The organism is Paraburkholderia sp. DHOC27 (genome assembly GCF_003429005.1).
Classification (GTDB): Bacteria; Pseudomonadota; Gammaproteobacteria; order Burkholderiales; family Burkholderiaceae; genus Paraburkholderia.
The window spans coordinates 17,351-38,202 of sequence record NZ_QVQV01000014.1; the positions used below are offsets into that span (position 1 = coordinate 17,351).

Sequence of the window (20,852 nt, forward strand, 5' to 3'; positions counted from 1 at the left end):
CTCAGAGTCCGAGAATCATCTGCGCGATGATGTTCTTTTGAATTTCGTTCGAGCCGCCGTAAATCGACGTCTTGCGGAAGTTGAAGTAGTACGCGGCGAGCGGCGCGGCGTCATCGTCGCCGGCAATGCTGTGCTCGCGTTCTCCTTCGAGGAAAGGCACATCGAATGGCGCAGCAAGCGGCCCAACCGCCTCGACCATCAGCTCGGTCAATCCTTGCTGGACTTCCGTACCCTTGATCTTCAGCATCGACGCTTCCGGTCCCGGCCCACGGCCGCCCGCTTCATTCGCGACCACCCGTTGCACGGTGACTTCCAGCGCCAGCAGTTCGATTTCGAGGCTTGCCACCTTGGCACCGAAAACCGGATCGAGCAGCAGCGGCTTGCCGTTCTTTTTCTGCTCAAGCGCGAGGCGCTTGAGAAAGACCAGTTCGCGCTTCGATTGACCCACCCGCGCAATGTTGGTGCGCTCGTGACCGAGCAGATATTTGGCGTAAGTCCAGCCGCGATTCTCTTCGCCGACCAGATTCTCGACCGGCACCTTCACGTCCTCGAAGAACACTTCGTTGACTTCGTGGTCTTCGTCGAGCGTGATGATGGGACGCACGGTGATGCCCGGCGTTTTCATGTCGATCAGCAGGAACGAAATGCCCTCTTGCTTCTTCGCGCCGCTGTCGGTGCGCACGAGGCAGAACATCATGTCGGCGTGCTGGCCGAGCGTGGTCCATGTCTTCTGGCCGTTCACCACGTAGTGATCGCCGACACGCTCAGCGCGCGTACGCAACGACGCGAGATCGGAACCGGAGCCTGGCTCGGAATAGCCCTGACACCACCAGTCGGTGCCGTCCAGAATGCGCGGCAAGTAGTGGCGCTTTTGCGCTTCAGTGCCGTACTTCATCAGCACCGGCGCGACCATCGAGACGCCGAACGGCAGCACGGCCGGTGCCCCGACGCGCGCGCACTCTTCGTCCCAGATATGCCGCTGGGTCGCGTTCCAGCCGGGGCCGCCGTATTCGGCGGGCCACGCGACGACCGACCAGCCGCGCTTGCCGAGCAGCTTGTGCCAGTTCGCGAAGTCAGCGCGATTCAGACGCTTGTGATTGAGGACCTTGTGGCTCAGCTCTTGCGGCAGATTCGCTTCGAGCCAGGCGCGGATGTCGGCGCGTAACGCGTCGTCGGCGGGGGAATAATCCAGATTCATGCGCAGTGTCTCCTGGCCGCGACCGCCCTGCCGCCAGTGAGCCACTGCCTTACTGCAGCGGTTCCTTCAGCGCGGCCGGGGCCGGCAACGGCATCACTTCAATGCCTTCTTCGACCAAGGCTTTCGCATCTTCCGGTGTCGTGACACCGCGAATATTGCGTGCGGGCGCTTCATTGTAGTGAATGCGCCGTGCTTCCTCGGCGAAGCGGTCGCCCACGTTCTCGGTCTTTTCCAGTACCTCGCGCAACGCGCGCAGCACGCGCGCCTGCCTGTTCTCAGCACCCGCCGGAGCTTGCGATTCGGACGCACCGGACAGATTCAGCCGGGGCGCCGAGGGCAAACGGCTGACTTCGGTCGCGCTGCAGATCGGACATGCGACCAGCTTGCGGGACAACTGTGACTCAAAGTCTTCGGCTGAAGCAAACCAGCCTTCAAACCGGTGGCCGTGCGGGCACTGTAAATCGAGGACCTTCATGTGGAATCAGGGCTTGCGTATGAGTTTAGCGCAAAATCTAAATTTGTGAACGGTCGTTCGTAAATTTTGCTGGGACGACTGAGGCACGCTTTTCCCGTGCAGGAACAATCAAGCGTGCGTGCGCGATTCTACCCCGCCGGACGGATGCTCGCCGACGGCACATCAAGCGGGAATGGGGGTGGGAGCGAGGCGAGCGCGTCTATGACGCGACGGCAGTCGTGAGAGTGATGGAGGGGTAATGCTGAGATGAAGCCAGGTGGGGAAAACCGCGCGCTGCGGCGACAGGCGAGCGTTGCGCTCGCCGTCCCTCTGTCTGCCGCTGCTTAATTGGGCTCGGGCTCAGCCGTCGGCCATGTACCGGCCAGCACCTTCTCCAGCCAGAAAGTGCCAATGATGGTTTTCACATCACTGATCTTGCCGGTCCGCACCCATTCCGATACCTCGGGCACCGTCGCAGTGAACAGTTCGAGAAACTCGCCGTCGTCGAGCTTGCGCTCGCCCGCGGTCAGCCCACGCGCCAGATAGATGTCGATGAATTCGGTGGAGTACGAAATGATCGGGTGGATACGCGTCACGTAGATATATTCGCGCGCCGTATAACCCGTTTCCTCACGCAGCTCGCGCTTCGCACAGGCCAGTGCGCCTTCGTTCGGATCCAGCTTGCCCGCCGGATATTCGTACATGACCTTGCCGATCGGATAGCGGTACTGGCATTCCAGCAGCACGCGGCCGTCGTCGAACAGCGGGATCACCATCACCGCGCCCGGATGCTTGACGTATTCGCGGGTGGCGCTCTTGCCGTCCGGCAGACGGACGGTGTCGCACTTGAGTGTCAGGAACGGGCCCTGATGGAGCGTTTTGCTCTCAAGGCAGGTCTCGGTGAGCGCGGCGTCGTGATCGGGAAGTTCAGCCATGTGCGACCTCAGGACAGCGTGAAGCGCGACGGCTCGAGCCGTCAGCGCCGTTTGACGAGATACTGGAAGGTGAAACCGGGAAACGCAAACACGATGAAGAGGCTAAACGTGATGGCGTAAAACTGCCAGCCCTGATCGAAGCGGTTGCCCGCCCGCGCCTCCAGCATGAAGCCGAGCGCGCCAACCACGAGATACAGCACGATAAGCTCGGCAATTCGCAGCCACGCACTCTTCTTTTCCGCCTTCATGGGGACGAAGGCGAAGAGGCGTTGATTCAGAAACGGCAGGTTGGCGCCGACGAGCGCCAACAACACGATAAACCACCCTGCTGCCGACATCAGAACGGCAGCGTATGGGTGATCGCTTGCAGACAAGCAGTCAACAGATGCCCAGGAACCAGACCCAGCACCAGCACGGCGATACCGTTGATGGCCAGCAACGCGCGGTTGCAGACATCGGCCTTGATCGGGCTCGTGTCCTGCGGCTCGTCGAAGTACATCAGCTTGACGATACGCAGGTAGTAGAACGCGCCAAACAGCGACGTAATCACGGCCAGCACGGCCAGCCACGTGAGACCCGCGTTCATGGTCGCTTCGAGCACGGCCAGCTTGGCGTAGAAGCCAACCGCTGGCGGCACACCTGCGAGCGAGAACATCATGATCATCATCACGAACGCAAACACCGGGCTGCGCTGATTGAGGCCCTTGAAGTCGTCGAGCGTCTCGGCTTCGAATTCGCGGCGTGCGAGCAGCATCACGATACCGAAGGTGCCGAGTGTGGTGATCAGATAAACGATGCTGTAGAACATCGCCGAGCCGTAGGCACTCGCGGCGGTGGCGGTCTTGCCGTCCACCACGCCGGCCAGCAGGCCTAGCAGCACGAAGCCCATGTTCGAGATGGCCGAGTAAGCCAGCATCCGCTTGACGTTACGCTGCACGATACCCGTGATATTGCCGACGATCAGCGAGAGCGCCGCGAGGATCACCAGCATTTCCTGCCAGTCCACTGCCAGCGGCAACAGGCCCATCACCAGGAACCGCAGGCCCCACGCGAACGCTGCGACCTTCGGGCCACCGCCCGTCAGCAGCGTCATGGCCGTGGGTGCACCCTGATACACGTCAGGCACCCACATGTGGAACGGCACCGCGCCCATCTTGAACGCCACACCCGCCACGATGAAGATCACGCCGAACAGCAACACCACGTCGTTGATGCGACCCGATGCAACGGCCTTGAAGACTTCGTTGAGGTCGAGCGAGCCCGTCGCGCCATACAGCATCGAGATGCCGTACAGCAGGAAACCGGAGGCCAGCGCGCCCAGCACGTAGTACTTCATGGCCGCTTCGTTCGACTGCGCCGCGTCGCGACGCAGTGCGATCACCGCGTAGAGCGAGAGCGACATCAATTCCAGACCGAGGTACAGCGTCAGGAAGTTGTTGCCCGAAATCATCACCAGCTGGCCGAGCAGCGAGAACATGCCGAGCAGGAAGAAGTCACCGCGGAACAGATCGCGGTCTTCGAGATACCTGCGCGAGTACACGATCGACACCGCGTAACCCAGCGACACCACCGCTTTCATCATGCTGCCGAACGAGTCGACCACGTACATGTGCGCGAAGTAGTAGTGCACTTGCGGATCGAACGCGTTGACGGCGAACCAGATGCCGGCGATCAGCGTCGAGAAGAACGCGATGAAATAGGTCGTGCGTCGACCCGCCTGGCCGAAAAACGTGTCGTTGAGCCACGCGACAACGACGGCGAGCATCAACAGGCCGTCAGGCAACAGGGCAGTCATAGGGGCGTTTTGCATGGTCTTTAAATTCCTCCGCTCTGCGTTACTGTGGCAACGGCAGCTTTGACTGCGCAACGTGGGAGAGGAGGTTTTCCACGGATACGTGCATCACATCGGTAAAAGGCTTGGGATACAGGCCCATGAACAGCGTCAGCGCGGCCAGCACGAGCAGCATGAAGAACTCGCGATTGTTGATATCGAGCAGTTTCTTCACGTGGTCGTTGGCCACCGCGCCAAAGTACACACGCTTGTACATCCACAGCGTGTAGGCCGCGCCGAGAATCAGCGTGACCGCGGCGCCGCCTGCAATCCAGAAGTTGTACTGGACCGCAGCCAGAATCACCATGAATTCGCCGACGAACCCGGAGGTGCCCGGCAGGCCGCAATTGGCCATCGCGAACAGCATGACCAGCGCGGCGAACTTCGGCATCACGTTGACGACGCCGCCGTAATCCGCGATCTGCCGCGAGTGCATGCGGTCATACAGCACGCCGATACACAGGAACATCGCGCCCGACACGAAACCGTGCGAGATCATCTGCACGATCGCGCCTTCCGCGCCGAGTTGATTGAAGATGAAGAAACCGAGCGTGACGAAGCCCATGTGCGCGATGGACGAATACGCCACCAGCTTTTTCATGTCCGCCTGCACCATTGCCACGAGACCGATGTAGATCACCGCGATCAGCGACAGCGTGATCACCACGGGTGCGAGGAAGTGGCTGGCGTCGGGCGTGACCGGCAGCGAGAAGCGCAGGAAACCGTACGCGCCGAGCTTCAGCATGATCGCAGCCAGCACCACCGAACCGCCAGTCGGCGCTTCCACGTGGGCGTCAGGCAACCACGTGTGGACCGGCCACATGGGCACCTTCACGGCGAAGGCAAGGAAGAAGGCTATAAAGAGCAACACCTGCGGGGTCATGCCGAGCTTGGCGGCCTGCCACGTTGCCAGATCGAACGTGCCCGTCTGCGTGTACAGATACAGCAGCGCGACCAGCATCAGCAGCGAGCCCATCAGCGTGTACAGGAAGAACTTGAACGCGGCGTACACCCGGTTCGGACCGCCCCACACGCCGATGATGATGTACATCGGAATCAGCGTGGCTTCGAAGAACACATAGAACAGCATGCCGTCGGTGGCACTGAACACGCCGACCATGATGCCCGACAGGATCAGGAACGAAGCGAAGTACTGGGCCACGTTCTTCGTAATGACCTGCCATCCGGCAATCACCACCAGCACCGTAATCAACGCCGTCAGCACGACGAACCACATCGAGATGCCGTCGACACCCAGGTGATACGTAATGTTGAAGCGCTCGATCCAGGTCGCTTTCTCGACGAACTGCAGATCCGCCGTGCTCGAGTCGAAACTCGTGAACAGCGGAATCGTCACGATGAAACTGATGACCGAACCCACCAGCGACAGCCAGCGCGCCGGGCCCGGGTTCTGATCAGAACCGACAGCAAGGACCAGGAGGCCGAACAGGATCGGCAACCAGATCGCGATACTTAAAATCGGAAACGTGTGCATTGTGTGGTGTCCCCTCGCCTTCTCTTATTTGCCGCCGAGCGTTACAAACAGCGTCAGGAGCCCCAGCATGCCGATGATCATGGCAAACGCGTAGTGATAGATGTAGCCCGACTGAAGGAAGCGGATCACACCGGCGAACCAGCCGATGAAGCGCGCGCTGCCGTTGACGATACCGTCGATCACCACCACGTCGCCCTCTTTCCACAGCCCGCGGCCGATAGCCACTGCACCGCGCGCGAACACGACTTCGTTGATCTTGTCCAGGTAGTACTTGTTCTCCAGCAGCGTGTAGATCGGGCCGAAGGCGCGGCGGATGACCGGCGGCAGATCCGGACGTTGCAGATACAGGAACCACGACACCACCACGCCAGCGAGCGCCAGCCAGACCGGCAAGCCCGCCACCGAATGCAGACCCATTGCGAGCCAGCCGGTGAAATCTTCGGCCAGCCCGGCCATAGCCGGGTGATTGGCGGCGACGTAGATCACCTTGTCGTACACCACGCCGTGCTGGAAGTAATCGCCAAACAACAGCGGCCCAATGGCGATGGCACCAATGATGACCGACGGAATGGCCAGGAGCACCAGCGGCACCCACACCACCCACGGGCTTTCATGCGGCTCGTGTGCATGGCCGTGATCGTCGTGGCCATGAGCGCCGTGCCCATGACCGTGGTCATCGTGACCATGCGCTGCCTGCGCTGCGGCTTCGATGCCCATCGGCGAATCCGGATGCTTCGGCTTACGGAAACGCTCCTCGCCGTGGAACACCAGGAAGTACATACGGAACGAATACAGCGCCGTGACGAACACGCTCGCCACCACCGCGAAGTATGCGAAGCCCGAACCCGGCAGATTCGACAGCTTCACCGCGTCGATGATCGAATCTTTCGAATAGAAGCCTGAGAAGAACGGCGTACCGATCAGCGCCAGTGAACCGATCAGCGATGTGATCCACGTGATCGGCATGTACTTGCGCAGGCCGCCCATGTTGCGCATGTCCTGATCGTGGTGCATGCCCATGATGACCGAACCCGCGCCAAGGAACAGCAGTGCCTTGAAGAACGCGTGCGTCATCAGGTGGAACATGGCAACCGGGTAAGCCGATGCGCCGAGCGCCACCGTCATGTAACCGAGTTGCGACAGCGTGGAGTACGCCACCACGCGCTTGATGTCGTTCTGGACGACGCCAAGGAAACCCATGAACAGCGCGGTAATGGCACCGATGATCGTCACAAACGACAGCGCCGTATCCGACAGTTCGAACAGCGGCGACATGCGCGTGACCATGAAGATACCGGCCGTCACCATGGTTGCCGCGTGAATCAGTGCGGAGATCGGCGTCGGGCCTTCCATCGAATCCGGCAGCCACACGTGCAGCGGGAACTGCGCCGACTTACCCATTGCGCCGATGAAGAGGCAGATACAGGCAACCGTCAGCAGACCCCAGCTCGTGCCGGGGAAGTTCATGGCCGCCAGTTCGTGGCTCTTCGAGAAGATGTCCGCGTAGTTCAGCGAGCCGGCATACGCCAGCAGCAAGCCAATGCCCAGCAGGAAGCCGAAGTCGCCCACGCGGTTCACGATGAACGCCTTCATGTTCGCGTAGATCGCGCTTTCGCGGGTGAAGTAGAAACCGATCAGCAGGTACGACACCAGACCCACCGCTTCCCAGCCGAAGAACAGCTGCAGCAGGTTGTTGCTCATCACGAGCATCAGCATCGAGAACGTGAACAGCGCAATGTACGAGAAGAAGCGCTGGTAGCCGTCGTCCTCGGCCATGTAGCCAATCGTGTAGATGTGCACCATGAGCGACACGAAGGTCACCACGCACATCATCATCGCCGTGAGCGAATCGACGAGGAAGCCCACTTCGAACTTCAGCTTGCCCACCGACATCCATTCATACACCGTCGCGTTGAAGCTCGCGCCGTTCATGACGTCGAGGAACACGATGGCCGAAAGAATGAAGGAGATCGCGACGCCGAGGATCGTGACCGTGTGCGCTCCGGCGCGCCCCACTGCTTTCCCGAAGAGTCCGGCAATCAGGGAGCCAGCCAGCGGTGCGAGCGGAACGGCCAGCAACAGGTTTTCGTTGAGTGTCGTTGACATAACAGTCTTGCCCTGAAATTAACCTTTGAGCTGATCGAGATCCTCGACATTGATCGTGTCGAGGCTACGGAACAGGGTCACCAGAATCGCCAGCCCGATTGCCGCTTCCGCCGCTGCAACCGTCAGCACGAAGAAGACGAAAATCTGGCCATGCACGTCGCCAAGGTAATGCGAGAACGCGACGAAATTGGTGTTCACCGCCAGCAGCATCAATTCGATCGCCATCAGGATGATGATGACGTTGCGGCGGTTCAGGAAAATGCCGACGACGCTGATCGCAAACAGGATCGCGCCGAGCACAAGGTAGTGAGCAAGGGTCAACATAATTTTTCTCCTGTCTCCTCTCAGCTATTTTTAGCGGGCGCTGCAGCAGCCGGTGCTGCGGCGGCGGCCGCGGCCGCTTCTGCATGGGCCGCTGCTGCCGCGGCGGCTTCTTCCGCCGCGAGGGTTTTCGCCGTTTTCTCCGACGGCATCTTCACGACGCGCACGCGGTCTTGCGCGCGCACCTTCACCTGATCGCTCACGCGCTGGCGCTTGCTGTCCTTCGCGTGACGCGTGGTCAGTGCGACCGCGGCGATGATCGCCACCAGCAGCACCAGACCGGCCACTTCGAACGCGAAGATGTAGTCGGTGTAGATGACCTTGCCGATCAGACGCGTATTCGACCAGCCTTCCATTGCGCCGCCGGCAGCCACTGTCGTGTCGCGCAGCGCCGTGACGGTGGCGCCGAAGCCGTGCCAGAGAATCAGCGCGGTTTCGAGCACGATGATCGCGCCCACTACCGTGGCCATTGGCACGAAGCGTTTGAAGTCGCGTCGCAGCACGTCGAGATTGATGTCCAGCATCATCACGACGAACAGGAACAGCACCATCACCGCGCCCACGTACACCAGCACCAGCAGGATGGCGAGGAACTCGGCCTGCAGCAGCATCCAGATCGCGGCGGCGTTGAAGAACGCGAGCACGAGGAACAGTGCCGAGGACACCGGGTTGCGCGAGGTGATCACCTTCAACCCCGACACCACCAGGAGCAGAGCAAAGATGTAGAACAGTACGGTCGTGAATTCCATGATTACCGGTTCATCGTTAGGCCATCTTCAGGCATTGTTCTTTGGCACAAGCGCGCCGCGTTACAGCGGTCAAGCAGCCTACGGCCCGACAGCGGGCCGGTGCAACGTGATACGTCAAGCAAAAGCATTTCAACAGCGGCGTTCCAGCAACGGCGTTTTAACCCGCGTTTAACGATAAGGTGCGTCCGCTGCCTTGTTCGCAGCGATTTCCGTTTCGTAGCGGTCACCCACTGCCAGCAGCATGTCTTTGGTGAAGTACAGATCGCCGCGCTTCTCGCCGTGATACTCGAGGATGTGCGTCTCGACGATCGAATCGACGGGGCAGCTTTCCTCGCAGAAACCGCAGAAGATGCACTTGGTCAGATCGATGTCGTAACGCGTGGTACGGCGCGTGTTGTCCGCGCGCGTTTCGGATTCGATCGTAATGGCAAGCGCCGGGCACACCGCTTCGCACAGCTTGCAGGCAATGCAGCGCTCTTCGCCGTTTTCATAGCGGCGCAGCGCGTGCAACCCGCGAAAGCGCGGCGAAATAGGCGTTTTCTCTTCCGGAAACTGCACCGTGATCTTGCGCTGGAACGTGTAACGTCCCGTCAACGCGAGGCCCTTCAGCAGTTCCGTGAGGAAGAAGGTCTTGAAGAAGTTTTGGATTGCGGTCATGGTTCTATCCGCCCTTATTTCCAGATGTTCAACGGCGACATGATCCAGAAGCCGACCACCACCAGCCAGATGACGCTGACCGGAATGAACACCTTCCAGCCGAGACGCATGATCTGGTCATAGCGGTAACGCGGGAACGTGGCACGCGCCCAGATGAACACCGACAGCAACAGGAACACTTTCAGTACCAGCCAGAAAATGCCCGGGATGAACGACAGGAAGCCGAACGGAGCACTCCAGCCGCCCAGGAAGAGCGTGGAGGCCAGCGCCGAGATCACGATCATGTTGATGTACTCGGCGAGGAAGAACAGCGCGAACGCCATACCCGAGTAATCGATCATGTGACCCGCGACGATTTCCGACTCCCCTTCCACCACGTCGAACGGATGGCGGTTCGTTTCGGCGATGCCCGAGACGAAGTACACGACGAACATGGGCAAGAGCGGCAGCCAGTTCCACGAGAGGAAGTTCAGCCCGTAGCTGGCGAAAATGCCGCGCTCCTGCGAACCGACGATGTCCGACAGGTTCAGCGTGCCGGCCGTCATCAACACGACGACGAGCGCGAAGCCCATCGAAATTTCGTAGGACACCATTTGCGCGGCCGCGCGCATGGCACCGAGGAACGCGTATTTCGAGTTCGACGCCCAGCCGGCCAGAATCACGCCGTACACGCCGATCGACGAAATCGCCATCGCGTAGAGCAGGCCGGCGTTGATGTCGCCGAGCACCGCGCCCGCCTGGAACGGAATCACCGCCCAGACCGCGAAAGCCGGCACCACCACCATGATCGGCGCAATCAGATAGATCCAGCGGCTTGCCTGCACCGGCTGAATCACTTCCTTCAGCAACAGCTTCAGCACGTCAGCGATTGGCTGGAGCAAGCCAGCGGGACCCACGCGGTTCGGACCGAGACGCACGTGCATCCAGCCGATCAGCTTACGCTCCCAGAGAATCAGGTAAGCCACGCACAGCAGGATCGCGACGGATACCACCAGGATGCGCACCAGTGCCCACACCGTGGGCCATGCCACACCGAGAAGCTGGGTGCCGCCCGAGTTGATCGAATCGAACAAGCTCATTTACGCCTTCTCCACCAGCAGTTCACCGAACAGGCTGCCCAGCGCTGCACCGGCAGGCGTGGCCGCCGATACGCGGACGACTGTCTCCGCAAGATTTGCATCGCGCACGGCCGGCAACTGCACCGAGCGCTCGCCCTGACGTACCCGCACTGCGTCACCGTCTTTCAGACCCAGCTTGTCGAACAGCGCAGCCGGCAAACCAACCGTGTTGGCCGTGCGCGCAGCCGCCGTCAGATGCAGCGATTCCGCACGGCGCACCAGCGCGTCGGCGTGGTAAATCGGCACATCGGCGATGCGTTCGAAGGCGCCGTCTGCGGCCTTCGCTGCGCTGCCGTGCGCCACGACGACGTCGGTCTTGTTGGACAGACGCGAGGCGATCTCGCCGTCACCCAGCGCAGCCGCGCGCACTTCTTCGGACGTGTCGAATTCGAAGCCCGGCAGACCCAGCAGGCTACCCAGCACGCGCAACACCTTCCAGCCCGGACGCGTATCGCCGAGCGGGCGCACGACGCCGTTGAACGACTGCACGGTGCCTTCCGCGTTGACGAAAGTGCCGGCCGTTTCCGTGAACGGGGCGATCGGCAGCAGCACGTCTGCGTATTCCGCGCCGGTCTGGAACGGCGACATCACCACGACCATTTCAGCCTGGTTCAAGGCGGCCAGCGCTTGCGCCGGATTCGCCGTATCGAACTCGGGTTCGAGGTTCAGCAGCACGTAACCCTTGCGCGGCTGTTCGAACACTTCACGTGCGTTCAGACCACCCGCGCCCGGCAATGCGCCGACCAAGTGGGCACCAACCGTGTTGGCACCTTCGGTCAGGAAGCCGAGCGTGGCGCCGGTCGCGTCCGCGATCCATTGCGCCGCGGCGTGGATACGCGAGAAGTCCGGATGACGGGTCGCTGCGTTGCCGAGCAGCACGAGGCGGTGTTCGCCCGTGGCCAACGACGCTGCAACCTGCTTGTGAGCATCGCTCGGCTGCGTGCCAGCAAACGCTTCCGGCAGGGCCACACCGCGTGCTTCGGAAACGGCACCCGCGATACCGGCGATCTCAGCCAGCCATGCCGACGGTGCAGCCACCACGCGTTCGGCTTGCGGGATCAGCGCGTCGTCAGCCGTGGCCTGCACGAGCGTGAGCTTGGTGCCGCTCTTGGCCGCCTGACGCAGACGGGCTGCGAACAACGGATGATCGCGACGCAGGTCGGAGCCGATCACGATCGCGGCGTCCAGATTCGACAGATCGGCGATCCTCGCGCCGAGCCACGGTGCGCCGCTCACGGGCGCCGAGAAATCCGACTGGCGCAGACGGAAGTCGACGTTAGGCGTGCCGACCGCTTGCGCAAGTTGCTTCAACAGGAACAGTTCTTCGACCGTGCTATGGGCGCTGCCCAGTGCGGCCAGCGCGTCTGCGCCGTGGTCGCCCTTGATGCCCTTCAGGCCCTTGACGACGTAGTCGAGCGCGGTTTGCCAGTCGGTCTCGACCCACTTGCCACCTTGCTTGAGCATGGGCTTGGTGAGACGTTCCGGGCTGTTCAGACCTTCGTACGAGAAGCGGTCCTTGTCCGAGATCCAGCATTCGTTGATGGATTCGTTCTCGAACGGCAGCACGCGCATCACGCGATTATTCTTGACCTGCACCACCAGATTCGCGCCAACCGAATCGTGCGGGCTCACCGACTTGCGACGCGACAGTTCCCACGTACGGGCGCTGTAGCGGAACGGCTTGCTGGTGAGCGCACCCACCGGGCACAGGTCGATCATGTTGCCGGACAGTTCGGAGTCGACCGTCTTGCCGACGAACGAAGTGATTTCCGAATGCTCGCCGCGGCCCAGCATGCCCAGCTCCATCACGCCGGCAATTTCCTGGCCGAAGCGGACGCAACGCGTGCAGTGAATGCAGCGCGACATTTCTTCCATGGAGATCAGCGGGCCGACGTTCTTGTGGAACACCACGCGCTTTTCTTCGCTGTAGCGCGAGGCCGACTTGCCGTAGCCCACCGCCAGATCCTGCAACTGGCATTCGCCGCCCTGGTCGCAGATCGGGCAATCGAGCGGGTGGTTGATCAGCAGGAATTCCATCACAGCTTGCTGGCCCTGCACCGCCTTGTCGGACTTGGTCCGCACGATCATGCCCGCCGACACCGGCGTAGCACAGGCGGGAACGGCCTTCGGCATCTTTTCGACGTCGACCAGACACATCCGGCAATTGGCCGCAATCGACAGCTTCTTGTGATAGCAGAAGTGCGGAATATACGTGTCGACCTTATGCGCAGCCTGGATCACCATGCTGCCTTCCGGTACCTCTACTTTCCTGCCGTCTATTTCAAGTTCAACCATGATGGTCAATCTTCCTTAACCTGTTACCGCTCAATCGTTCGCCCGTTCATCGCCACACGGCGATGACCCCCGCGGTTGACGCTTGTGTGTGCCGGCGCCTGTCGTTCAGGCCGCCACCGTTTCCGAAGCCGCTGCTGCGCCGGCATGACCGCCCACGAGGCAGTGCTTGTGTTCGACGTGATACGCGAACTCGTCCCAGTAGTGCTTGAGCATGCCGCGCACCGGCATGGCTGCCGCATCGCCCAGCGCGCAAATCGTACGGCCCATGATGTTGCCGGCCACCGAGTTCAGCAGATCCAGATCTTCCTGACGACCCTGGCCGTGCTCGATACGATGCACCACGCGATACAGCCAGCCCGTCCCTTCACGGCACGGCGTGCACTGACCGCAAGACTCTTCGTAATAGAAGTACGACAGACGCAGCAGCGAACGAACCATGCAACGCGTTTCGTCCATCACGATCACTGCGCCTGAACCGAGCATCGAACCTGCCTTGGCGATCGAGTCGTAGTCCATGTCCGTGTGCATCATCATCTCGCCCGGAATGACCGGCGCCGATGAACCACCAGGAATCACTGCCTTGATCTTCTTGCCACCGCGCATGCCGCCGGCGAGATCCAGCAGGGTTGCGAACGGCGTGCCGAGCGGCACTTCGTAGTTGCCCGGACGTTCCACGTCACCCGAAACCGAGAAAATCTTTGTGCCGCCGTTGTTCGGCTTGCCGAGTTCCAGATAAGCCTGCGGGCCGACCGACAGCAGGAATGGCACCGCAGCAAACGTTTCGGTGTTGTTGATCGTGGTCGGCTTGCCGTACACGCCAAAACTCGCCGGGAACGGCGGCTTGAAGCGCGGCTGGCCTTTCTTGCCTTCCAGCGATTCGAGCAGCGCGGTTTCTTCGCCGCAGATGTACGCGCCGTAACCATGATGCGCGTGCAACTGGAACGAGAAGCCCGAGCCCATGATGTTGTCGCCGAGGTAACCGGCGGCGCGTGCTTCGTCGAGCGCTGCTTCGAAACGCTTGTACTCGGCGAAGATTTCACCGTGGATATAGTTGTAGCCCACGCTGATACCCATCGCGTACGCGCCGATGATCATGCCTTCGATCAACGCATGCGGATTCCAGCGCAGGATGTCGCGGTCCTTGAACGTACCCGGTTCGCCTTCGTCCGAATTGCAGACGAGGTACTTCTGCCCCGGGAACTGGCGCGGCATGAAGCTCCACTTCAGACCGGTCGGGAAGCCTGCACCGCCGCGGCCGCGCAGACCCGATGCCTTGACGTCCGCAATGACCTGCTCAGGCGGAATCTTCTCTTCGAGAATACGGCGCAGCTGGACGTAACCGCCGCGCGCTGCGTAGTCTTCGAGATGCCAGTTGTCGCCGTTCAGGCCGGCGAGAATCAGCGGTTTGATGTGACGATCGTGGAGAGACGTCATTTCGAAAGCTCCTCGAGCAGCTGGTCGATTTTCGCGCGGCTCATAAAGCTGCACATGCGATGGTTGTTCACCAGCATGACCGGTGCGTCGCCACACGAGCCCATGCACTCGCCTTCTTTCAAGGTGAACTTGCCATCTGCCGTGGTTTCGCCGAAGTCGATACCAAGCTTCTGCTTCAGGTATTCCGCAGCGCTTTCCGAGCCGCCATCCGGGCCGAGCTGGCACGGCAGGTTCGTGCAGAGCGTGATCTTGTACTTGCCGACCGGCGACGTCTCGAACATCGTGTAGAAGGTCGCGACCTCCTGCACCGCGACAGCGGGCATGCCGAGATAGTCCGCGACGAACTGCATCAGGTCGGGCGTCAGCCAGCCATGCTCTTCCTGAGCAACGGCCAACGCCGCCATGACGGCGGACTGTTGCAGACCGGCGGGGTACTTCGCGATCGCACGATCGATTTCTTTCAGGCCTTCAGCTGAGATCATTTTCAGACACGACTCTTTCAATTCCTACCGAACGAAAACCTGTCGCTTGCTACCCGTTGCGACAGACCCGGCGTTCCTTTGCTTGACGTGCGCCTGTGCTACGACTTCGACGCGCACGCCACGATGAAAACCGCTCTTAACGATCGATTTCGCCAAACACGATGTCTTGCGTACCGATGATCGTCACGGCGTCCGCGATCATGTGACCGCGCGCCATTTCGTCGAGCGCGGACAGATGCGCATAACCCGGTGCGCGAATCTTCAGGCGATACGGCTTGTTCGCGCCATCGGAGATGAGATAGATGCCGAACTCGCCCTTCGGATGTTCGACAGCGGCGTACGCCTCGCCTTCCGGCACATGGAAGCCTTCCGTGAAGAGCTTGAAATGGTGAATCAGCTCTTCCATGTTCGACTTCATGCCCACTCGCGACGGCGGCGCAACCTTGTGATTGTCGACCATCACGGGGCCCGGATTCTTGCGCAACCACTCAACGCACTGTTTCGCGATCCGGGTAGATTGACGCATTTCTTCAACACGGACCAGGTAGCGGTCGTAGCAGTCGCCGTTCACGCCAACCGGAATGTCGAAGTCCAGCTTGTCATACACTTCGTACGGCTGCTTCTTGCGCAGGTCCCACTCGATGCCCGAGCCGCGCAGCATCGCGCCCGTCATGCCGAGCTGCAACGCACGCTCGGGACTCACCACGCCAATCCCCACCAGACGCTGCTTCCAGATGCGGTTGTCGGTGAGGAGCGTTTCGTATTCGTCTACGCAATGCGGGAAACGCGTGAAGAAGTCGTCGATGAAGTCGAGCAACGAACCCTGGCGGGTTTCGTTCATCTTCGACAGTGCCTTCGCATTACGAATCTTCGACGCCTTGTATTGCGGCATTGCGTCAGGCAGATCGCGATACACGCCGCCCGGACGGTAGTAAGCCGCGTGCATCCGGGCGCCGGATACGGCTTCGTACACGTCCATCAGGTCTTCGCGTTCACGGAACGCATACAGAAACACCGCCATCGCGCCGACGTCGAGCGCGTGCGAGCCGATCCACATCAGGTGGTTCAGCACGCGCGTGATTTCGTCGAACAGCACGCGAATGTATTGCGCACGTACCGGCACGTCGATGCCGAGCAGCTTTTCGATGGCCATCACGTAGCCGTGCTCGTTGACCATCATCGACACGTAGTCGAGACGGTCCATGTACGGCACGGACTGGATGAACGTTTTGGTTTCGGCCAGCTTCTCGGTGGCGCGGTGCAGAAGACCGATGTGCGGGTCGGCGCGCTGGATGACTTCGCCGTCGAGTTCGAGCACGAGGCGCAGCACACCGTGCGCGGCCGGGTGCTGCGGGCCGAAGTTGAGCGTGTAGTTTTTAATCTCTGCCATGGCGTTCTCTTAGTGTTTCAGACCGCCATAGCGATCCTCGCGGATCACGCGCGGCGTGATTTCCCGCGGCTCGATCGTCACAGGCTGATAGACGACGCGCTTCTCTTCCGGGTCGTAGCGCATTTCGACGTAGCCGGAAATCGGGAAATCCTTACGGAACGGGTGACCGATGAAACCGTAGTCGGTCAGGATGCGGCGCAGGTCCGGGTGACCTTCAAAGACGATACCGTACAGGTCGAAGGCTTCGCGCTCGTACCAGTTGGCCGAACTCCACACATCGACCACCGACGGGATGAGCGGCACGTCGTCGTTCGGCGCGAATACACGCACGCGCAAACGCCAGTTGTTCGATACCGACAGCAGATGCAGCACCGCAGCGAAACGCGGACCGTCGTACGAACCATCGCCGTAGGTCTGATAGTCGACGCCGCACAGATCGACGAGTTGCTCGAAATGCAGCGCAGCGTCGTCACGCAGATGCGTGAGCACGTCGAGATATTCACTTGCCTTTACAACGATCGTCAGTTCACCGATTGCTTCGGTGACGCTCTGCAGGCGGCCGCCAAAGGCCGCCTCGAGGTTCGCTTTGAGGGTCTCGAGTTTGCTTGCCATATAGTGGGGAGGCTTTGGCCTTATTGACGGGCGATGGTGTTGGTGCGACGGATCTTGGCCTGGAGCTGGATCACGCCGTAGACCAGCGCTTCGGCGGTCGGCGGACAACCCGGCACATAGACGTCGACCGGCACGATCCGGTCACAGCCCCGCACCACCGAATACGAGTAGTGGTAGTAGCCGCCGCCGTTCGCGCACGAGCCCATCGAGATCACCCAGCGCGGCTCGGCCATCTGATCGTAGACCTTGCGCAGAGCGGGCGCCATCTTGTTGCACAGCGTGCCGGCGACGATCATCACGTCCGACTGTCGCGGACTTGGACGAAACACAACGCCAAAACGGTCGAGGTCATAACGGGCTGCACCCGCATGCATCATCTCGACCGCGCAACACGCAAGACCGAACGTCATCGGCCACAGGGAGCCGGTACGCGTCCAGTTGATCAGCTTGTCAGCCGTGGTGGTGACAAACCCTTCCTTCAAGACCCCTTCGATACTCATTTGCTTTCCACTCCAGACGGGGCGGCGAGCGTTGGCCACCCACGCAAACCGGCGATTAATCCATCATTCCCAGTCGAGGCCGCCCTTCTTCCAGATGTAGGCGAAACCCAACAGGAATTCGAGCAGGAAAATCATCATTGCCATGAAGCCCGGCCAGCCGATGTCACGCAGGGCGACGCCCCACGGAAACAGGAACGCGGTTTCAAGGTCGAAAATAATGAAGAGAATGGCGACAAGGTAATAGCGCACGTCGAACTTCATGCGCGCGTCCTCGAATGCTTCGAAGCCGCACTCGTACGGTGCGTTCTTCTCGGTATCGGGCTTGTTCGGACCGAGGATCTTGCCGATACTGACCAATGCCACGCCTAAACCAGTGCCCACCAGGAGAAACAACAAGACGGGGTAATAGGCTGCGAGGTTCAAGACTATCCTCAATCGGTTGGTTGTGAATGCTGCCAGGGAGGGGACTCACCTGACGCGAAATCACTTCGGCGTGCTTGACGTTGCAAGCTTAACGCAAACACCCAGCCAGAAGCGAAAATGCCAGCCGAGAGCGAAGCAAGCGGCTGGCATTAGATAACATTGGTGCCGACGGCGAGACTCGAACTCGCACAGCTTTCGCCACTACCCCCTCAAGATAGCGTGTCTACCAATTTCACCACGTCGGCACTGTCTGCAATCCGGGAAATCAACTTATAAAACCCGCGAATCGCTTCAAGACTTGAATTGTAACTTGTTTAAACAGATTGTTCAACGCACAAGAGCACACAGAACGAAAATTTATTTCGGCACGTCCTGGCCCGGAGTCGACGCGGCAGTAGCCGGCGCAACGACCGACGCACCTGCCGGCATGCTTGCCGACGAGGCTGCAACCGGTGCCGTCGCTACTGTGCCGAGCAAGCCAGCAGAAGGCTTCGCGCGATACGCACCGAGATACGTGAGCGTCAGCGTGGTAATAAAAAAGATTGCCGCCAGAATGGCCGTGGTACGCGAAAGGAAGTTGGCCGAACCCGTCGCGCCGAACAAACTACCCGACGCGCCACTACCAAAAGCAGCGCCCATGTCAGCGCCCTTTCCGTGCTGCAGCAACACGAGGCCAATCACCCCAAGTGCCGACAACAACTGCACGACGATAATCAAAGTTTTCAAATACAGCATCACACTCACCTGAGTCTTTATTAATCGCGCGGCACGAGATGCACCGCACGCAATGGAGCCTGCTTCGCCCCTGCAATCCGCCCGATTTATTGCGTGACGCTTACCGCGCCGGCCGCTTCGCAGATTGCCAGGAAATCCTTGTACTTCAATGACGCGCCGCCCACGAGGCCGCCGTCGATATCCGGCTCACGGAACAATTCTTCCGCATTTTCCGGCTTCACGCTGCCGCCGTACAACAGCGGCACATCTTGAGCACCCTTGGCGACCAGACGCTCGCGCAAAAATGCGTGCACCTCTTGCGCCTGTTGCGACGTGGCGCTCTTGCCGGTGCCGATGGCCCAGATAGGCTCATACGCCACCACGATGCGCACCGCCTCTTGTGCCGACAGCTTCGCCAGCACGGCATCGATCTGCTCGCCGACCACCTGATGCATTTCGCCCGCTTCTCGCTGTTCCAGCGTTTCGCCCACGCAGACGATCGGCGTCAAACCTGCCTCGAGCGCACGCTGCGTCTTGACGGCCACCAGCTCAGCACCTTCATGGTGATAGGTACGCCGCTCCGAGTGCCCAACCACGACCAGCGACGAGCCAAAATCCACGATCATGGCGGCGGCCACTTCGCCGGTGTAAGCGCCCTGCGTGTGCTCGGAGACATCCTGCGCGCCCCACGCTACCCGGCTGCCCGCCAGCAGTGCCTGCGCTTGCGCCAGATACGGAAACGGCACACAAACGCCAACTCGCACGCTTTCAGGCAACTCGGCAGCGCCCTGCGCTACCGCTTCGAGCAGGGCCGCGTTCTCAGCGAGACGCCCGTGCATCTTCCAGTTACCTACTACCAGTTTTGCTCGTTGCTTCGGCATCGTCTCGGCTTGTCGTAACGGCGAATCCGGTTTGAGCCGAATGTGCACCGCGAGTTTGTCGGAACCACCCGCCCGCTGACATCACGAGGCGCACGCAAAACACGGAATTTTACTTCGAGCAGGCGGATTGGGTCAAACCGCGCCTGTCAGGCCTGCACCATGTCAAACACCGGCATCCCAGCTCAGCATGATCTTGCCGACGTGCGTGCTGCTTTCCATGAGCGCATGCGCTTCAGCCGCCTGCGCCGCCGGGAATACCTTGTAGATCACCGGTTTGATGCGGCCATCTTCGAGATGCGGCCACACCCGTTCCTTCAACTGCGCTGCGATCTTCGCCTTGAACTCGACCGGCCGCGGACGCAACGTCGAGCCTGTGAGCGTGAGACGGCGGCGTAGTATTTCCGCCAGATTCAGTTCCGCCTTCACGCCGCCCAGCGTCGCGATCATCACAATTCGGCCACCATCGGCGAGCGCGGTCAATTCGCGCGGGACGTAGTTGCCGCCCACCATGTCGAGAATCACGTCCACGCCTCGGTCATTCGTCAGCGATTTGATGACCTCGACGAAATCTTCGGACTTGTAGTTGATCGCCCGCTCCGCGCCGAGCGCCTCGCAGGCGCGGCATTTCTCGTCGGTCCCCGCCGTGGCGAACACCCGGAAGCCCAGCGCATGCGCAATCTGGATTGCCGTCACGCCGATCCCGCTCGAACCGCCCTGCACCAGCAGCGTTTCGTTTGCCCCGCCTTCGCCCGCGCCGAGATACGCCCGCTCGAATACGTTGCTCCACACGGTGAAGAACGTTTCCGGCAGCGATGCCGCCTCGACATCCGACAATCCAGCCGGCACCGGCAGACACTGCGCGAGCGGCGCCGCGGCCAGTTCCGCATAGCCGCCGCCGGCCAGCAGCGCGCACACGCGATCGCCTATCTTCAGGCCAAACGGATTGTGCTTCTCGTCGATCGTGCCGCCGACAATTTCCCCCGCGACCTCAAGGCCCGGCAGATCCGACGCGCCCGGCGGCGGCGCGTAGCCGCCCTTGCGCTGAAACACGTCGGGCCGGTTGACACCCGAGGCCGCCACCTTGATCAGCACCTCGCCTGCTTTCAGTTGCGGCGTGGGCCGCTCGGCGAGTTTCAGGACATCCGGATCACCGAATTCCGTAATTTCGATCGCTTTCATCGACGTGACCCCCAAGGTCTGGATAACGTTGCAAACGGAGTGCGGAGGAGCAAATTTCCCGCCGTTTCGCGCCAGTTT

The 20,852-nt window shown here is 60.9% G+C and carries 21 protein-coding genes and 1 tRNA gene; all 22 read right to left on the reverse strand.

Annotated features, from left to right (window positions below):
* Position 1 precedes the first annotated feature (1 nt).
* A complete protein-coding gene (locus D0B32_RS31110) occupies positions 2–1,198 on the reverse strand; it encodes an acyl-CoA dehydrogenase family protein (protein ID WP_117338169.1) in 1,197 nt (398 codons plus the stop codon).
* A gap of 49 nt (positions 1,199–1,247) precedes the next feature.
* Positions 1,248–1,673: a DUF1178 family protein gene (locus tag D0B32_RS31115; protein ID WP_117338171.1), complete on the reverse strand. Its 426-nt coding sequence runs from the start codon at positions 1,671–1,673 to the stop codon at positions 1,248–1,250.
* Positions 1,674–1,996: 323 nt separating this feature from the next.
* Positions 1,997–2,587: an NUDIX domain-containing protein gene (locus D0B32_RS31120; protein WP_117338173.1), complete on the reverse strand. Its 591-nt coding sequence runs from the start codon at positions 2,585–2,587 to the stop codon at positions 1,997–1,999.
* A 41-nt stretch (positions 2,588–2,628) separates the two neighbouring features.
* Positions 2,629–2,925, reverse strand: coding sequence for a DUF2818 family protein (locus D0B32_RS31125; protein ID WP_117338175.1), 297 nt, complete (start codon positions 2,923–2,925; stop codon positions 2,629–2,631).
* Positions 2,925–4,397: an NADH-quinone oxidoreductase subunit NuoN gene (nuoN, locus tag D0B32_RS31130; protein ID WP_117338176.1), complete on the reverse strand. Its 1,473-nt coding sequence runs from the start codon at positions 4,395–4,397 to the stop codon at positions 2,925–2,927. Before nuoN ends, D0B32_RS31125 begins: the two co-directional genes overlap by 1 nt.
* A gap of 25 nt (positions 4,398–4,422) precedes the next feature.
* A complete protein-coding gene (locus D0B32_RS31135) occupies positions 4,423–5,913 on the reverse strand; it encodes an NADH-quinone oxidoreductase subunit M (RefSeq protein WP_117338178.1) in 1,491 nt (496 codons plus the stop codon).
* Between the two features lie 24 nt (positions 5,914–5,937).
* On the reverse strand, positions 5,938–8,019 hold the full coding sequence (gene nuoL, locus D0B32_RS31140) for an NADH-quinone oxidoreductase subunit L (protein WP_117338180.1): 2,082 nt from the start codon (positions 8,017–8,019) through the stop codon (positions 5,938–5,940).
* Positions 8,020–8,037: 18 nt separating this feature from the next.
* Positions 8,038–8,343 carry an NADH-quinone oxidoreductase subunit NuoK gene (gene nuoK, locus D0B32_RS31145; RefSeq protein WP_013339863.1) on the reverse strand — a complete coding sequence of 102 codons (306 nt, stop codon included), beginning with the start codon at positions 8,341–8,343 and terminating at the stop codon, positions 8,038–8,040.
* A 20-nt stretch (positions 8,344–8,363) separates the two neighbouring features.
* Positions 8,364–9,089 (reverse strand): NADH-quinone oxidoreductase subunit J, encoded by a 726-nt coding sequence (locus tag D0B32_RS31150; protein ID WP_117338182.1) that lies wholly within the window; start codon positions 9,087–9,089, stop codon positions 8,364–8,366.
* A 168-nt stretch (positions 9,090–9,257) separates the two neighbouring features.
* On the reverse strand, positions 9,258–9,746 hold the full coding sequence (gene nuoI, locus D0B32_RS31155) for an NADH-quinone oxidoreductase subunit NuoI (protein WP_007588142.1): 489 nt from the start codon (positions 9,744–9,746) through the stop codon (positions 9,258–9,260).
* A gap of 14 nt (positions 9,747–9,760) precedes the next feature.
* The gene (nuoH, locus tag D0B32_RS31160) at positions 9,761–10,825 is read right to left on the reverse strand and encodes an NADH-quinone oxidoreductase subunit NuoH (RefSeq protein ID WP_117338184.1); all 1,065 of its coding nucleotides are present in this window, start codon (positions 10,823–10,825) and stop codon (positions 9,761–9,763) included.
* On the reverse strand, positions 10,826–13,159 hold the full coding sequence (gene nuoG / locus D0B32_RS31165) for an NADH-quinone oxidoreductase subunit NuoG (protein ID WP_117338186.1): 2,334 nt from the start codon (positions 13,157–13,159) through the stop codon (positions 10,826–10,828).
* Positions 13,160–13,264: 105 nt separating this feature from the next.
* On the reverse strand, positions 13,265–14,593 hold the full coding sequence (nuoF, locus tag D0B32_RS31170) for an NADH-quinone oxidoreductase subunit NuoF (RefSeq protein ID WP_117338188.1): 1,329 nt from the start codon (positions 14,591–14,593) through the stop codon (positions 13,265–13,267).
* The gene (nuoE, locus tag D0B32_RS31175) at positions 14,590–15,075 is read right to left on the reverse strand and encodes an NADH-quinone oxidoreductase subunit NuoE (RefSeq protein ID WP_117338190.1); all 486 of its coding nucleotides are present in this window, start codon (positions 15,073–15,075) and stop codon (positions 14,590–14,592) included. The genes nuoF and nuoE overlap by 4 nt, the downstream gene beginning before the upstream one ends.
* Before the next feature lie 136 nt (positions 15,076–15,211).
* Positions 15,212–16,465 carry an NADH-quinone oxidoreductase subunit D gene (locus D0B32_RS31180; RefSeq protein ID WP_117338192.1) on the reverse strand — a complete coding sequence of 418 codons (1,254 nt, stop codon included), beginning with the start codon at positions 16,463–16,465 and terminating at the stop codon, positions 15,212–15,214.
* A 9-nt stretch (positions 16,466–16,474) separates the two neighbouring features.
* The gene (locus D0B32_RS31185) at positions 16,475–17,077 is read right to left on the reverse strand and encodes an NADH-quinone oxidoreductase subunit C (RefSeq protein WP_117338194.1); all 603 of its coding nucleotides are present in this window, start codon (positions 17,075–17,077) and stop codon (positions 16,475–16,477) included.
* A gap of 20 nt (positions 17,078–17,097) precedes the next feature.
* A complete protein-coding gene (locus D0B32_RS31190) occupies positions 17,098–17,577 on the reverse strand; it encodes an NADH-quinone oxidoreductase subunit B family protein (protein WP_006052903.1) in 480 nt (159 codons plus the stop codon).
* 63 nt (positions 17,578–17,640) lie between these two features.
* Complete coding sequence (locus tag D0B32_RS31195; RefSeq protein ID WP_117338196.1) at positions 17,641–18,000, reverse strand: NADH-quinone oxidoreductase subunit A; 360 nt, start codon at positions 17,998–18,000, stop codon at positions 17,641–17,643.
* Between the two features lie 160 nt (positions 18,001–18,160).
* Positions 18,161–18,245: transfer RNA gene (locus D0B32_RS31200), tRNA-Leu, on the reverse strand.
* Between the two features lie 112 nt (positions 18,246–18,357).
* Complete coding sequence (gene secG, locus D0B32_RS31205) at positions 18,358–18,735, reverse strand: preprotein translocase subunit SecG (RefSeq protein WP_117338198.1); 378 nt, start codon at positions 18,733–18,735, stop codon at positions 18,358–18,360.
* 86 nt (positions 18,736–18,821) lie between these two features.
* Positions 18,822–19,595 carry a triose-phosphate isomerase gene (gene tpiA / locus D0B32_RS31210; protein WP_117338200.1) on the reverse strand — a complete coding sequence of 258 codons (774 nt, stop codon included), beginning with the start codon at positions 19,593–19,595 and terminating at the stop codon, positions 18,822–18,824.
* Positions 19,596–19,757: 162 nt separating this feature from the next.
* Positions 19,758–20,774, reverse strand: coding sequence for an NAD(P)H-quinone oxidoreductase (locus tag D0B32_RS31215; protein ID WP_117338202.1), 1,017 nt, complete (start codon positions 20,772–20,774; stop codon positions 19,758–19,760).
* Between the last annotated feature and the right edge of the window lie 78 nt (positions 20,775–20,852).

Bases quoted from the DNA above. Each gene is read 5' to 3' on its own strand.
- D0B32_RS31110 (WP_117338169.1), bottom strand. From the start codon at position 1,198: ATGAATCTGGATTATTCCCCCGCCGACGACGCGTTACGCGCCGACATC.
- D0B32_RS31115 (WP_117338171.1), bottom strand. From the start codon at position 1,673: ATGAAGGTCCTCGATTTACAGTGCCCGCACGGCCACCGGTTTGAAGGC.
- D0B32_RS31120 (WP_117338173.1), bottom strand. From the start codon at position 2,587: ATGGCTGAACTTCCCGATCACGACGCCGCGCTCACCGAGACCTGCCTT.
- D0B32_RS31125 (WP_117338175.1), bottom strand. From the start codon at position 2,925: ATGTCGGCAGCAGGGTGGTTTATCGTGTTGTTGGCGCTCGTCGGCGCC.
- nuoN (WP_117338176.1), bottom strand. From the start codon at position 4,397: ATGCAAAACGCCCCTATGACTGCCCTGTTGCCTGACGGCCTGTTGATG.
- D0B32_RS31135 (WP_117338178.1), bottom strand. From the start codon at position 5,913: ATGCACACGTTTCCGATTTTAAGTATCGCGATCTGGTTGCCGATCCTG.
- nuoL (WP_117338180.1), bottom strand. From the start codon at position 8,019: ATGTCAACGACACTCAACGAAAACCTGTTGCTGGCCGTTCCGCTCGCA.
- nuoK (WP_013339863.1), bottom strand. From the start codon at position 8,343: ATGTTGACCCTTGCTCACTACCTTGTGCTCGGCGCGATCCTGTTTGCG.
- D0B32_RS31150 (WP_117338182.1), bottom strand. From the start codon at position 9,089: ATGGAATTCACGACCGTACTGTTCTACATCTTTGCTCTGCTCCTGGTG.
- nuoI (WP_007588142.1), bottom strand. From the start codon at position 9,746: ATGACCGCAATCCAAAACTTCTTCAAGACCTTCTTCCTCACGGAACTG.
- nuoH (WP_117338184.1), bottom strand. From the start codon at position 10,825: ATGAGCTTGTTCGATTCGATCAACTCGGGCGGCACCCAGCTTCTCGGT.
- nuoG (WP_117338186.1), bottom strand. From the start codon at position 13,159: ATGGTTGAACTTGAAATAGACGGCAGGAAAGTAGAGGTACCGGAAGGC.
- nuoF (WP_117338188.1), bottom strand. From the start codon at position 14,593: ATGACGTCTCTCCACGATCGTCACATCAAACCGCTGATTCTCGCCGGC.
- nuoE (WP_117338190.1), bottom strand. From the start codon at position 15,075: ATGATCTCAGCTGAAGGCCTGAAAGAAATCGATCGTGCGATCGCGAAG.
- D0B32_RS31180 (WP_117338192.1), bottom strand. From the start codon at position 16,465: ATGGCAGAGATTAAAAACTACACGCTCAACTTCGGCCCGCAGCACCCG.
- D0B32_RS31185 (WP_117338194.1), bottom strand. From the start codon at position 17,077: ATGGCAAGCAAACTCGAGACCCTCAAAGCGAACCTCGAGGCGGCCTTT.
- D0B32_RS31190 (WP_006052903.1), bottom strand. From the start codon at position 17,577: ATGAGTATCGAAGGGGTCTTGAAGGAAGGGTTTGTCACCACCACGGCT.
- secG (WP_117338198.1), bottom strand. From the start codon at position 18,735: ATGCTGTATTTGAAAACTTTGATTATCGTCGTGCAGTTGTTGTCGGCA.
- tpiA (WP_117338200.1), bottom strand. From the start codon at position 19,595: ATGCCGAAGCAACGAGCAAAACTGGTAGTAGGTAACTGGAAGATGCAC.
- D0B32_RS31215 (WP_117338202.1), bottom strand. From the start codon at position 20,774: ATGAAAGCGATCGAAATTACGGAATTCGGTGATCCGGATGTCCTGAAA.